The sequence below is a fragment of the Pseudomonas sp. M47T1 genome (assembly GCF_000263855.1).
Lineage (GTDB): Bacteria > Pseudomonadota > Gammaproteobacteria > Pseudomonadales > Pseudomonadaceae > Aquipseudomonas.
Window position 1 is genome coordinate 251,690 of sequence record NZ_AJWX01000003.1, and the last position, 13,480, is coordinate 265,169.

Sequence of the window (13,480 nt, forward strand, 5' to 3'; positions counted from 1 at the left end):
TTGCCAGGCACACTGCGGGTTGCGCTGGTAGCGGGCGAGGCCAGCGGCGATATCCTTGGCGCCGGGCTGATGCAGGCGCTGAAGGCGCGTCACCCTGACATCGAGTTCATGGGTGTGGGTGGCCCGCTGATGGAGGCCCAGGGCCTGGTCTCCGAGTTCCCCATGGAGCGCCTGGCGGTCATGGGCCTGGTCGAGGTGTTGGGCCGCCTGCGCGAGCTGCTGGCACGCCGCAAGCTGTTGATCCAGACCTTGATCGAGCGCAAGCCGGATGTGTTCATCGGCATCGATGCTCCCGATTTCACCCTCAACATCGAACTCAAGCTGCGTCAGGCCGGGATCAAGACCGTGCACTACGTCAGCCCCTCGGTGTGGGCGTGGCGGCAGAAGCGCGTGCTGAAAATCCGCGAAGGCTGCGACCTGATGCTGACGCTGTTCCCCTTCGAAGCCAAGTTCTATGAAGAGAAGGGCGTGCCGGTGCGCTTTGTGGGCCACTCGCTGGCCGACACCATCCCCTTGACGGCTGACCGTGCCCAGGCGCGGGCCGAGCTGGGCCTGCCACTGGATGGCGAAGTGGTCGCCCTGATGCCGGGCAGTCGTGGTGGCGAAGTAGGGCGCCTGGGTGAGCTGTTCCTTGACGCTGCCCAGCGCCTTCTGGCTGTGCGCCCGGACATCCGCTTCGTGCTGCCCTGCGCCAACGCCGCGCGGCGTGCGCAGATCGAAACCATGCTGGTTGGCCGCCACCTGCCGCTGACCCTGCTCGACGGCCAGTCCCATTGCGCGCTGGCGGCCTGCGATGCGGTGCTGATTGCCTCGGGTACGGCCACCCTTGAAGCGCTGCTGTACAAGCGCCCCATGGTGGTGGCCTACCGGTTGGCAGGGCTGAGCTATTGGATTCTCAAGCGCATGGTGAAAAGCCCCTACGTGTCGCTGCCCAACCTGCTGGCCCAGCGCTTGCTGGTGCCCGAGTTGCTGCAGGACGCCGCCACCCCCGAAGCGCTGGTCAACACCCTGCTACCCTTGCTGGATAACGGCCAGGAACAGACCCAGGGCTTTGACGACATTCACCGCACCCTGCGCCGCGATGCCTCCAACCAGGCCGCCGACGGGGTACTGGCACTGCTGGCAAAACAATGACCACACAATTGCAAATGGGTCTGGACTACACCCTGGTCGAAGACCTGGTCGCCGGTGTCGACGAAGTGGGCCGTGGCCCGCTGTGCGGCGCGGTGGTCACCGCTGCGGTGATTCTTGACCCGAACCGGCCGATCCAGGGGCTCAATGACTCCAAGAAACTGACCGAGGCCAAACGAGAGAGGCTGTTCGACGAAATCTGTGAAAAGGCCCTGAGCTGGCACATCGCCCGCGCCGAGGTCGAGGAGATCGATGCGCTGAACATCCTGCACGCCACCATGCTGGCCATGCAGCGCGCCGTGGAAGGCCTGCACATCACCCCGAAAATGGCCCTGATCGACGGCAACCGCTGCCCGAAACTGGCCGTGCCCAGCGCTCCGGTGGTGCAGGGTGACGCGAAGGTGCCGGCCATCGCCGCCGCGTCCATCCTGGCCAAGGTCAGCCGTGATCGTGAGATGGCTGCCTTTGAGCTGATCTACCCGGGTTACGGCATCGGCGGTCACAAGGGTTATCCAACGCCTGTCCATCTGGAAGCCTTGGCGCGTCTCGGCCCTACGCCGATTCACCGGCGTTCGTTTGCGCCCGTCCGTCAGGCGTATGAAGCTCGGGCGATGCTGGACACAGATCTCGCAGAAAGCTGAAATCGGCCCACAAAAACTCCCCAGCCATACAAACAGGGCGGGTAGCGGAGATGCCACTGGAATGGCACGCTGAAAACAAACTGTGGGAGGGGGCTCTGCCCCCGAAGCGCCGCGCGGGCGGCCCGCGGTCTCAAGAGCGCAGCAAACCCCAAGCGCACCCCTCCCAGCCTCCCCCCGGTCGATATCGCCGTTGCCGCCAGACTGAAGCGGGGGGTGGCTGGCAGGCGCCAGTCGATGTTTCAACTGCGGTCATGAGACCGCGCGCCGCCCGCGCGGCGCTTCCCCGCCTCACGCGCAAGCCCGGTCCCACGTTTGTTTCGGGCCAGTTATGCCTGTGGCATTTGCGCAGTCCGCCTTGTTTGTACGGCATTGGATGTGCGTTGCCCTGGTTATGCTCAAGTAACCACCATTACGGTACAATCGCGCTTTTGTTGTTTTGTGCACCTATAGGATCACCATGTCGGTTTCTTTCGTTCATCTTCGCCTGCACACCGAATATTCCCTGGTCGACGGCCTGGTGCGTATCAAGCCGCTGGTCAAGGCCCTGACTGGTTTGAACATGCCTGCCGTGGCAGTCACCGACCAGAACAACATGTGCTCGCTGGTCAAGTTCTACAAGGCGTCCATGGGTGGCGGCATCAAGCCGATCTGCGGTGCCGACCTGTGGCTGTCGAACAAGGATCCCGACGGTCCGTTGAGCCGTATCAGCCTGCTGGCCATGAACGCCAAGGGCTACCGCAACATCACCGAACTGATTTCTCGCGGTTTCATCGACGGCCAGCGCAATGGCCAGGTGATCATCGAGCGTGAGTGGGTGGCCGAGGCCAGCGAGGGCGTTATCTGCCTGTCCGCGGCCAAGGAAGGCGAGATCGGCGTGGCGCTGCTGGGCGGCAACCCGCTGGACGCCGAGGTGTTGCTGCAAGAGTGGATGGCGGTGTTCCCCGACCGCTTCTACGTGGAAATCCAGCGCACCAACCGCACCAACGACGAAGAATACCTGCACGCCGCCGTGGCCCTGGCCGACAAGTTCGGCGCGCCGCTGGTGGCCACCAACGACGTGCGCTTCATTCGCCAGGAAGACTTCGAGGCCCACGAGACTCGCGTCTGCATCGGTGAAGGCCGGGCCCTGGACGACCCGCGCCGCAACAAGAACTACAGCGACCAGCAATACCTGAAAAGCGCCGAGGAAATGCACGCGCTGTTCAGCGACCTGCCCGAGGCACTGGCAAATACCGTCGAGATCGCCAAGCGTTGCAACATCGACGTCAAGCTGGGCAAGCACTTCCTGCCCGACTACCCGATTCCCGATGGCATGACCATCGACGAGTACTTCCGCAAGGTGTCGTTCGACGGCCTGGAAGATCGCCTGAGCGTGCTGTTGCCCCGCGATACCACCGAGGACTACGAGGCCAAGCGTCAGGTCTATGTGGACCGGCTGAATTTCGAGCTGGATATCATCATCCAGATGGGCTTCCCCGGCTACTTCCTGATTGTGATGGACTTTATCCAGTGGGCCAAGAGCAACGGCGTGCCGGTAGGCCCGGGCCGGGGGTCGGGTGCCGGCTCGCTGGTGGCCTACGTGCAAAAGATCACCGACCTCGACCCGCTGGAATACGACCTGCTGTTCGAACGTTTCCTCAACCCGGAACGGGTGTCCATGCCCGACTTCGACGTCGACTTCTGCATGGACGGCCGCGACCGGGTGATCGACTACGTGGCCGAGAAATACGGCCGCAATGCCGTAAGCCAGATCATCACCTTCGGTTCCATGGCCGCCAAGGCGGTAGTGCGCGACGTGGCGCGGGTGCAGGGCAAGTCCTATGGCCTGGCTGACCGTCTGTCGAAGATGATCCCGTTCGAAGTGGGCATGACCCTGGAAAAGGCCTACGAGCAGGAAGAGATCCTGCGCGACTTCATCAAGGTGGATGAAGAGGCCGCAGAAATCTGGGAGATGGCCCGCAAGCTCGAAGGCGTGGTGCGTAACGTCGGCAAGCATGCCGGTGGCGTGGTGATCGCGCCCACCAAGCTCACCGACTTCTCGCCCATTTATTGCGACGAAGAAGGCGACGGCCTGGTAACCCAGTTCGACAAGGACGACGTGGAGGCGGCGGGCCTGGTGAAGTTCGACTTCCTCGGCCTGCGTACCCTGACCATCATCGACTGGGCGCTGAAGACCATCAACCGCGACCGTGCCAAGGTTGGCGAAGAGCCGCTGGACATCGCCTTCATTGCGCTGGACGACAAGCCCACCTACAGCTTGCTGCAGAAGGCCGAGACCACCGCGGTGTTCCAGCTTGAGTCGCGCGGCATGAAAGAGCTGATCAAAAAGCTCAAGCCCGACTGCCTGGAAGACTTGATCGCACTGGTGGCCCTGTTCCGTCCGGGCCCGCTGCAATCGGGCATGGTGGACGACTTCATCAACCGCAAGCACGGCCGTGCCGAGCTTGCGTACCCGCACTCCGACTACCAGTACGAAGGCCTCAAGCCGGTACTGGCGCCTACCTACGGCATCATTCTGTATCAGGAACAAGTGATGCAGATTGCCCAGGTCATGGCTGGCTACACCCTGGGTGGTGCGGACATGCTGCGCCGGGCCATGGGTAAAAAGAAACCCGAGGAAATGGCCAAGCAGCGTGGTGGCTTCATTGAAGGTTGTGCCTCCAACAACATTGACCCGGACCTGGCCGGTAACATTTTCGACCTGGTGGAAAAGTTCGCCGGCTACGGCTTCAACAAATCCCACTCGGCCGCCTACGGCCTGGTGTCGTACCAGACCGCCTGGCTGAAAGCCCACTACCCGGCGCCGTTCATGGCTGCGGTACTGTCGGCGGACATGCACAACACCGACAAGGTCGTGACCTTGATCGAGGAAGTGCGCACCATGAAGTTGCGCCTCGACGCGCCGGACGTGAACGCCTCGGAGTTCAAGTTCACGGTGAACGACGAAGGCCGCATCATCTACGGCTTGGGCGCCATCAAGGGCGTGGGCGAGGGGCCGGTGGAGGCCATTACCGAGGCGCGCCAGGCCGGCCCGTTCAAGGACCTGTTCGACTTCTGCGACCGCATCGACCTCAAGCGCGTGAACAAGCGCACGCTGGACGGCCTGATCCGCAGCGGCGCACTGGACCGCCTGGGGCCGTACTTCCACGATGAGAGCAAGGCCTACCTGGCCAATATCGACCGCAACCGCGCCGTGCTGCTGGCGGCCATGGAAGAGGCCATCAAGGCGGCCGAACAGACCGCGCGCACCCACGACAGTGGCCACGCCGACCTGTTTGGCGGCCTGTTCGTGGACGAGGACGCCGACGTCTACGCCAGCCATCGCAAGGCCAAGGAGCTGACCCTCAAGGAGCGCCTGCGCGGCGAGAAGGAGACCCTGGGGTTGTACCTCACCGGTCACCCCATCGATGAATACGAAGGCGAGATCCGCCGATTCGCCCGTCAGCGCATCATCGACCTCAAGCCGGCCCGGGGCACCCAGACCGTGGCGGGCATGATCATCAACCTGCGCGTGATGAAGAACAAGAAGGGCGACAAGATGGGCTTCATCACCCTCGACGACCGTTCGGCGCGCATCGAGGCGTCGCTGTTCGCCGATTCGTTCATGGCGGCCCAGTCGCTGTTGCAGACCGATGCCATGGTGGTAGTGGAAGGCGAGGTCAGCAACGACGATTTCTCCGGTGGCCTGCGCCTGCGGGTCAACCGCGTGATGACCATGGAAGACGCGCGCACCAACCTGGCCGAAAGCCTGCGCCTGAAGGTGCACGCCGACGGTTTGAAGGGCGACCGGCTCAACTGGCTGGGCGAGTTGTGCAAGCGCCACCGCGGTGCCTGCCCCATCACCATGGAGTACACCGGCCCCGACGCCAAGGCGTTGCTGCAATTTGGCGAAGACTACCGAATTGATCCCGGTGACGGTTTGATACAAGCGCTGCGTGACCAGTTCGGCCGTGAGAACGTCTTCCTGCAATATCGTTGAGCCAGTCAAAGGTGACTAGACTCGACCCAGATCGTTAAACTCGACCTCAATGCGCCCTTTCCCGTATGGTGGGGTGCCTAACGGATCAACCGGCCGGCCGTTTGGCCGTCGACCCAAGACGGATGCCTATGAACCCGAATTTTCTTGATTTCGAACAGCCGATCGCTGACCTGCAAGCCAAGATCGAAGAATTGCGCCTGGTCGGCAACGACAACTCGCTGAACATCAGCGATGAGATCGCTCGCCTGCAAGACAAGAGCAGTACCCTGACCGAAAGCATTTTCGGCAACCTGACCAGCTGGCAGATCGCCCGCATGGCGCGTCACCCGCGCCGTCCGTACACCCTGGACTACATCCAGCACATCTTCACCGAGTTCGATGAGCTGCACGGCGACCGTCACTTCTCCGACGACGCTGCCATCGTGGGCGGTATCGCTCGCCTGGACGACCAGCCAGTGATGGTCATCGGTCACCAGAAAGGCCGCGAAGTGCGCGAGAAGGTTCGCCGCAACTTCGGCATGCCGCGCCCTGAAGGCTACCGCAAGGCGTGCCGCCTGATGGAAATGGCCGAACGCTTCAAGATGCCGATCCTGACCTTCATCGACACGCCGGGCGCCTACCCCGGCATCGATGCCGAAGAGCGCAACCAGAGCGAAGCCATCGCCTGGAACTTGCGTGTCATGGCGCGCCTGAAAACCCCGATCATCGCCACCGTGATCGGTGAAGGTGGTTCGGGCGGTGCACTGGCCATTGGCGTGTGCGACCAGCTGAACATGCTGCAATATTCCACCTACGCGGTGATCTCGCCGGAAGGCTGCGCCTCCATTCTGTGGAAAACCGCCGAGAAGGCCCCGGACGCTGCCGAAGCCATGGGCATCACTGCCGAGCGCTTGAAAGGCCTGGGTATCGTCGACAAGGTCATCCAGGAGCCGCTGGGCGGCGCCCACCGTGACCCGGCTGCGGCCGCGGCACTGATCCGCAAGGAACTGGCCTCGCAACTGGCCATGCTCAAGGGCATGGACAACGAAACCCTGCTCAAGCGTCGCTACGACCGCCTGATGAGCTACGGTCTGTAATTCTCAAGTTGTTCAACCACCTCCTGTGGGGTGGTTGGTGTGGGAGCTGGCGTGCCAGCGAGCTTTTGGGGTAGCCCGAAAAGCTCGCTGGCAAGCCAGCTCCCACATTGCGTTTCAAGGTCGATAGAGGGGGTTGTCATGGATACACTATTGCACTCCCTTGCTCTGTGGCGCAGCGCCCCGCGCTGGCACATCGCGCTCTCCGGCGGCCTCGACTCCACCGTCCTGTTGCACCAGCTGGCCACCCTGGCCCGCACCGAATCATTTCCCCCCTTGCGCGCCATCCACGTTCATCACGGCCTTCAGGCTGCGGCTGACGCCTGGCCGCACCATTGCCAGCGGCTGTGCGACGCCCTGGGCGTGCCGCTGACCGTGGTGCGCGTCCAGGTAGCCCCTGGCGCCAGCCTGGAAGCCGCCGCCCGCGATGCTCGCTACGCAGCGTTCGAGCAGGTGCTGGGGGAGGGTGAGGTGTTGCTGACCGGCCAGCATCGTGACGATCAGGCCGAGACACTGCTGTTCCGCCTGTTGCGCGGCACCGGTGTGCGAGGCCTGGCGGGCATGTCCGGGCAGCGCCCGTTGGGCCGGGGAATGCTGGTACGACCGATGTTGCAGATCAGTCGCGAGCAGCTTGAGGGCTACGCCCGGGCCAATGCGCTGGAATGGGTGGAGGACCCTTCGAACAGCGACACTCGCTTTTCGCGCAATTACTTGCGCAGCGACGTGTTGCCGGTGATCGCCCGACGCTGGCCGCGCTTTGCCCAGACCTTCGCCCGCACCGCCAGCCACCTGGCCGAAGCGCACGCCTTGCTGGTGGAGGTGGCCGAGCAGGATCTTCAACCTGCCCAGGTGGCCTCGCCGTTTCCCTGGCTGAACCTGCCGTCACTGGCCCTTGCGCCGTTGCTGACGTTGTCCGACGCCCGCCAGCGCAATGCCTTGCAGCATTGGTTGTCTTCGCTCACGCGCTTGCCCGACAGCCAGCACTGGGCGGGCTGGCAAGACCTGCGCGACGCAGCCCCCTCGGCAACACCGGTGTGGGTTCTGGCTGATGGCCGCTTGCTGCGTGCCGGCGAGCGGCTGTGGTGGCTGGCCGACGACTGGTTGCACACGCCTGCGGGCGAATGGGAGTGGGCCGACCCTGCGCAACCGCTGTCGCTGGCCGCCAATGGCCAGGTCCGGCTGTGCGGCCTGGTGCCGCAGGGCAGGGTGCAGATTCGCTATCGCCAGGGCGGCGAAGTGCTGGAAGTGCCGGGCCGTGGCCATCGCGACCTCAAGCGCCTGCTCAACGAAACAGGCCTGCCGCCGTTCGTGCGGGCCCGCTTGCCGCTGCTGTTCATCGATGGCCGGTTGCACGCGGTGGCCAACCTGCCGGGGCGGGGCGGCAGCGATGCGCTTTTGCACTGGATGCCACCGCCGAACGCACAACGTTTGAGATGAAAGGCTGTTTCCGGTAGACTACGCTCCCTTCTTGATACAACTTCTGTGCTTCCTCCGGAAACACGGCAGTTGCCGATTGCCAAACTGTTTTTGGCCATCGGGGGCTTCGGCCTTCCTTCGCTTTCCCCGGCGGCTCTGACCGCTTTAACGCAGATTTCTAGGGTTTTTCATGACGCGCTACATCTTCGTCACGGGCGGTGTTGTTTCTTCATTGGGGAAGGGCATCGCCTCGGCTTCATTGGCGGCCATCCTGGAGGCGCGGGGACTTAAGGTCACCATGCTCAAGCTGGACCCGTACATCAACGTCGACCCGGGCACCATGAGCCCGTTCCAGCACGGTGAAGTGTTCGTCACCCATGACGGCGCCGAGACCGACCTGGACCTGGGCCACTACGAGCGGTTCATCCGCACGACCATGACCCAGAACAACAACTTCACCACCGGCCGCGTGTACGAGCACGTGCTGCGCAAGGAGCGCCGTGGTGACTACCTGGGTGCCACCATCCAGGTCATCCCGCACATCACCGACGAAATCAAGCGCCGCATCATCAAGGGCGCCGGCGATGCCGACGTGGCCATGGTCGAGATCGGCGGTACCGTCGGCGACATCGAGTCGCAACCGTTTCTGGAAGCCATCCGCCAGCTGCGTTTCGAAGTCGGCAACAAGCGCGCGATGCTGATGCACCTGACGCTGGTTCCCTACATCGCCACCGCTGGCGAGACCAAGACCAAGCCTACCCAGCACTCGGTCAAGGAGTTGCGCTCCATCGGCCTGCAGCCGGATGTGCTGGTGTGCCGTTCCGACCACCCGATCGACGTGTCCTCGCGGCGCAAGATCGCGCAGTTCACCAACGTTGAAGAGCGTGCGGTGATCGCGCTGGAAGACGCCGACACCATCTACAAGATTCCGGGCATCCTGCACTCCCAGGGCCTGGACGACTTCGTCGTCGAGCGCTTCGGCCTGCAGTGCGGCGGTGCCGACCTGTCCGAGTGGGAAAAGGTCGTCGACGCCAAGCTCAACCCCGAGCACGAAGTGACCATCGCCATGGTCGGCAAGTACATGGAGCTGCTGGACGCGTACAAGTCGTTGATCGAAGCGATGAGCCACGCCGGCATCAGCAACCGTACCAAGGTCAACCTGCGCTACATCGACTCCGAAGACATCGAGAACCAGGGCACCGGCCTGCTGGAAGGCGCCGACGCCATCCTGGTACCGGGCGGTTTCGGTCTGCGCGGCGTGGAAGGCAAGATCACCGCGGTGCAATACGCTCGCGAGAACAAGGTGCCGTACCTGGGTATCTGCCTGGGCATGCAAGTGGCGGTCATCGAGTTCGCGCGTAACGTCATGGGCTGGAAAGACGCCAACTCCACTGAGTTCGATCGCAGCAGCGGCCACCCCGTCGTGGGCCTGATCACCGAGTGGGAAGACGCCACCGGCGCGGTCGAGACCCGTACCGAAACCTCCGACCTTGGCGGCACCATGCGCCTGGGCGCCCAGGACTGCCAGCTGGTCAGCGGTTCCAAGGTGTTCGACTGCTACGCCAAGGACGTGATCGTGGAGCGTCATCGCCACCGTTACGAGGTCAACAACAACCTGCTGCCGCAGCTGATCGACGCTGGCCTGGTGGTGTCGGGTCGTTCCGGCGACGGCGCGCTGGTGGAAGTGGTTGAAGCCAAGGACCACCCATGGTTCGTGGCCTGCCAGTTCCACCCCGAGTTCACCTCGACCCCGCGTGACGGCCACCCGTTGTTCAGCGGCTTCGTCAAGGCGGCCTTGGCCCAACACCAGAAGAAAGCCTGATCAGGGAATCGACTTAGCATGGCGCAGAAAATCATCCGTGTAGGCAACATTGAGATCGCCAACGACAAGCCTTTCGTCTTGTTCGGCGGCATGAATGTGCTCGAGTCGCGCGACATGGCGATGCAGGTCTGCGAAGAGTACGTGCGGGTTACCGAGAAGCTCGGTATCCCTTACGTGTTCAAGGCCAGCTTCGACAAGGCCAACCGTTCCTCGGTTACCTCTTACCGTGGCCCCGGCCTGGAAGAGGGCATGCGCATCTTCGAAGAAGTGAAGAAGACCTTTGGCGTGCCGCTGATCACCGACGTCCACGAGCCGGCCCAGGCCGCCGTGGTCGCCGAGGTCTGCGACATCATCCAGCTGCCGGCCTTCCTGTCGCGTCAGACAGATCTGGTAGTGGCCATGGCCAAGACCGGCGCGGTCATCAACATCAAGAAGGCGCAATTCCTCGCGCCCCAGGAAATGAAGCACATCCTGACCAAGTGCGAGGAAGCCGGTAACGATCAGTTGATCCTCTGCGAGCGTGGTTCGAGCTTCGGCTACAACAACCTGGTGGTGGACATGCTGGGCTTCGGCATCATGAAGTCGTTCCAATACCCGGTGTTCTTCGACGTCACCCACGCCCTGCAAATGCCGGGCGGGCGTTCCGACTCCGCTGGCGGCCGCCGCGCCCAGGTCACCGACCTGGCCAAGGCTGGCCTGAGCCAGAGCCTGGCGGGCCTGTTCCTGGAAGCCCACCCGGATCCGGACAACGCCAAGTGCGACGGTCCTTGCGCCCTGCGCCTGGACAAACTGGAGCCGTTCCTGACCCAGCTCAAGTCATTGGACGATCTGGTTAAGAGTTTTCCGACAGTAGAAACCGCGTAACCTCGTTTTTCCGGTAAAGTACCTCTCGATTCACTCTGGCCCGCTCGGGCCAGAGCCTTGTCGACCGAAGGCCTGCCCGCCTCATTGAGCCTTCGTCCACAACAGATTTCCCTCAGCAGTGTCGTTTTGGTCAAATTTGGAGTGCTTACAACAATGGCAAAAATCGTCGACATCAAAGGTCGTGAAGTTCTCGACTCCCGTGGCAATCCCACTGTGGAAGCCGATGTGCTTCTCGATAACGGCATCATCGGCAGCGCCTGCGCGCCGTCCGGTGCTTCCACCGGTTCGCGTGAAGCGCTCGAACTGCGTGATGGCGACAAGAGCCGTTACATGGGCAAGGGCGTACTGAAGGCCGTTGGCAACATCAATGGCCCGATCCGCTCGCTGCTGCTGGGCAAGGATCCTGCGGACCAGAAAGCCCTGGACCACGCCATGATCGAACTCGACGGCACTGAAAACAAAGCCACACTGGGTGCCAACGCCATCCTGGCCGTTTCCCTGGCTGCCGCCAAGGCCGCTGCCCAGGACCAGGACATCCCGCTGTACGCTCACATCGCCAACCTCAACGGCACCCCTGGCGTGTACTCCATGCCGGTACCGATGATGAACATCATCAACGGCGGCGAGCATGCCGACAACAACGTCGACATCCAGGAGTTCATGGTTCAGCCGGTTGGCGCCAAGACCTTCTCCGACGGCCTGCGCATGGGCACCGAGATTTTCCACCACCTCAAGGCTGTGCTGAAGGCCCGCGGCCTGAACACCGCCGTGGGTGACGAGGGCGGTTTCGCGCCGAACCTCAAGTCCAACGAAGACGCGCTGTCGGCCATCGCCGAAGCCGTGGCCAACGCCGGTTACAAGCTGGGCACCGACGTGACCCTGGCCCTGGACTGCGCCGCCAGCGAATTCTACGAAGACGGCGTGTACAACCTGGCCGGTGAAGGTCACACCTTCAACGCCGAAGGTTTTGCCGACTACCTGAAGGGCCTGACCGAACGCTACCCGATCATCTCCATCGAAGACGGCCTTGACGAGTCCGACTGGGCTGGCTGGAAAGTACTGACCGAGAAGCTGGGTGAAAAAGTGCAGTTGGTCGGTGACGACCTGTTCGTGACCAACACCAAGATCCTGAAAGAAGGCATCGACAAGCACATCGCCAACTCGATCCTGATCAAGTTCAACCAGATCGGCACCTTGACCGAAACCCTGGAAGCCATCCAGATGGCCAAGGCAGCCGGTTACACCGCGGTCATTTCGCACCGTTCGGGCGAAACCGAAGACTCCACCATTGCCGACCTGGCCGTGGGTACTGCCGCTGGTCAGATCAAGACGGGTTCGCTGTGCCGCTCCGACCGCGTGTCCAAGTACAACCAACTGCTGCGCATCGAAGAACAATTGGGTGCCAAGGCAGTCTATCGTGGCCGTGCCGAGTTTCGCGGCTAAGCTTTAGATGGTACAAAGCAAGCGCTGTACAGCACAAAGCCTGGCCTAGCCAGGCTTCGTGCCATCAGTACGGCCGTTAATTTCCACTGGATACCTTGATGCGCAGTCCTTATTGGTTGTTCCTTGTCCTGCTGTTGCTGCTGGGAGGTTTGCAGTACCGCCTCTGGGTAGGTAATGGCAGCCTGGCCCAGGTTTCCAGCCTGGAGCAGCAGATCGCCGACCAGCACGCCGAAAACGAGCGCCTGCTGGAGCGCAACCGCGTGCTGGATGCGGAAGTGGCCGAGCTGAAGAAAGGGATGGAGACCGTCGAAGAGCGGGCTCGCCATGAACTGGGCATGGTCAAGGACGGTGAAACCCTTTACCAGTTGGCCCAATGACCTATTCCTCTCCTGCCTTCTGGGCAGTGATTCCTGCCGCAGGCGTGGGCGCCCGAATGGCAGCCGACCGGCCCAAGCAATACCTGCAACTGGGCGGCCGAACCATTCTTGAACACAGCCTGGATTGCTTTCTCGATCACCCTGGCCTGAAAGGCCTGGTGGTGAGCCTGGCTGAAGACGATCCTTACTGGCCTGGCTTGGCCAGCGCCCGTGATTCGCGCATCCAGCGCGCCCCGGGCGGCGCCGAGCGCGCCGACTCGGTGCTCAACGCCTTGTTGCACCTGCACGCCCAGGGCGCTGCCGATGACGACTGGGTGCTGGTGCATGACGCGGCGCGGCCGAACCTGTCGCGCACCGACCTGGACAAGCTGTTGGGCGAACTGGCTCACGACCCTGTGGGTGGTTTGCTGGCGGTACCGGCCAGGGACACCCTGAAGCGTGCCGATGCCCATGGCCGCGTGGCCGAGACGGTGGACCGCAGCACCATCTGGCAGGCCTATACACCGCAGATGTTCCGCCTGGGCGCCTTGCATCGAGCGTTGGCAGACAGCCTGGTGGCTGACGTGGCCATTACCGACGAAGCCAGCGCCATGGAGTGGTCCGGCCAGGCGCCACGCCTGATCGAAGGGCGTTCGGACAACCTCAAGGTCACCCGCCCCGAAGACCTGGAGTGGTTGCGCCAGCGCTGGGCCCTGCGCTCCCATTAAATTTGCGTGGTCTTTTTCGCGGGCAGA

10 protein-coding genes are annotated in these 13,480 nt (G+C 62.8%); all 10 read left to right on the top strand.

Annotated elements, in window-relative coordinates:
- Window positions 1-1,134, top strand: a complete 1,134-nt coding sequence (lpxB, locus tag PMM47T1_RS05005) for a lipid-A-disaccharide synthase (protein WP_177323366.1) — start codon at window positions 1-3, stop codon at window positions 1,132-1,134.
- An 8-nt stretch (window positions 1,135-1,142) separates the two neighbouring features.
- Window positions 1,143-1,772 carry a ribonuclease HII gene (gene rnhB, locus PMM47T1_RS05010; protein ID WP_177323367.1) on the top strand — a complete coding sequence of 210 codons (630 nt, stop codon included), beginning with the start codon at window positions 1,143-1,145 and terminating at the stop codon, window positions 1,770-1,772.
- 457 nt (window positions 1,773-2,229) lie between these two features.
- On the top strand, window positions 2,230-5,751 hold the full coding sequence (gene dnaE / locus PMM47T1_RS05015) for a DNA polymerase III subunit alpha (RefSeq protein ID WP_008366386.1): 3,522 nt from the start codon (window positions 2,230-2,232) through the stop codon (window positions 5,749-5,751).
- Window positions 5,752-5,879: 128 nt separating this feature from the next.
- On the top strand, window positions 5,880-6,827 hold the full coding sequence (locus PMM47T1_RS05020; RefSeq protein WP_008366388.1) for an acetyl-CoA carboxylase carboxyltransferase subunit alpha: 948 nt from the start codon (window positions 5,880-5,882) through the stop codon (window positions 6,825-6,827).
- A gap of 138 nt (window positions 6,828-6,965) precedes the next feature.
- Window positions 6,966-8,261: a tRNA lysidine(34) synthetase TilS gene (gene tilS, locus PMM47T1_RS05025; protein ID WP_008366391.1), complete on the top strand. Its 1,296-nt coding sequence runs from the start codon at window positions 6,966-6,968 to the stop codon at window positions 8,259-8,261.
- A gap of 169 nt (window positions 8,262-8,430) precedes the next feature.
- The gene (locus tag PMM47T1_RS05030; protein ID WP_008366393.1) at window positions 8,431-10,062 is read left to right on the top strand and encodes a CTP synthase; all 1,632 of its coding nucleotides are present in this window, start codon (window positions 8,431-8,433) and stop codon (window positions 10,060-10,062) included.
- Window positions 10,063-10,080: 18 nt separating this feature from the next.
- Complete coding sequence (gene kdsA, locus PMM47T1_RS05035) at window positions 10,081-10,926, top strand: 3-deoxy-8-phosphooctulonate synthase (RefSeq protein WP_008366395.1); 846 nt, start codon at window positions 10,081-10,083, stop codon at window positions 10,924-10,926.
- Window positions 10,927-11,079: 153 nt separating this feature from the next.
- The gene (gene eno / locus PMM47T1_RS05040) at window positions 11,080-12,369 is read left to right on the top strand and encodes a phosphopyruvate hydratase (protein WP_008366398.1); all 1,290 of its coding nucleotides are present in this window, start codon (window positions 11,080-11,082) and stop codon (window positions 12,367-12,369) included.
- Between the two features lie 98 nt (window positions 12,370-12,467).
- Window positions 12,468-12,746, top strand: coding sequence for a cell division protein FtsB (gene ftsB / locus PMM47T1_RS05045; RefSeq protein ID WP_008366399.1), 279 nt, complete (start codon window positions 12,468-12,470; stop codon window positions 12,744-12,746).
- A complete protein-coding gene (ispD, locus tag PMM47T1_RS05050) occupies window positions 12,743-13,453 on the top strand; it encodes a 2-C-methyl-D-erythritol 4-phosphate cytidylyltransferase (protein ID WP_008366401.1) in 711 nt (236 codons plus the stop codon). Before ftsB ends, ispD begins: the two co-directional genes overlap by 4 nt.
- The last annotated feature ends 27 nt before the right edge of the window (window positions 13,454-13,480 follow it).

What these genes read in the sequence shown, in the direction of transcription:
- dnaE (WP_008366386.1), top strand. Translation starts at nt 2,230, where the DNA reads ATGTCGGTTTCTTTCGTTCATCTTCGCCTGCACACCGAATATTCCCTG.
- PMM47T1_RS05020 (WP_008366388.1), top strand. Translation starts at nt 5,880, where the DNA reads ATGAACCCGAATTTTCTTGATTTCGAACAGCCGATCGCTGACCTGCAA.
- tilS (WP_008366391.1), top strand. Translation starts at nt 6,966, where the DNA reads ATGGATACACTATTGCACTCCCTTGCTCTGTGGCGCAGCGCCCCGCGC.
- PMM47T1_RS05030 (WP_008366393.1), top strand. Translation starts at nt 8,431, where the DNA reads ATGACGCGCTACATCTTCGTCACGGGCGGTGTTGTTTCTTCATTGGGG.
- kdsA (WP_008366395.1), top strand. Translation starts at nt 10,081, where the DNA reads ATGGCGCAGAAAATCATCCGTGTAGGCAACATTGAGATCGCCAACGAC.
- eno (WP_008366398.1), top strand. Translation starts at nt 11,080, where the DNA reads ATGGCAAAAATCGTCGACATCAAAGGTCGTGAAGTTCTCGACTCCCGT.
- ftsB (WP_008366399.1), top strand. Translation starts at nt 12,468, where the DNA reads ATGCGCAGTCCTTATTGGTTGTTCCTTGTCCTGCTGTTGCTGCTGGGA.
- ispD (WP_008366401.1), top strand. Translation starts at nt 12,743, where the DNA reads ATGACCTATTCCTCTCCTGCCTTCTGGGCAGTGATTCCTGCCGCAGGC.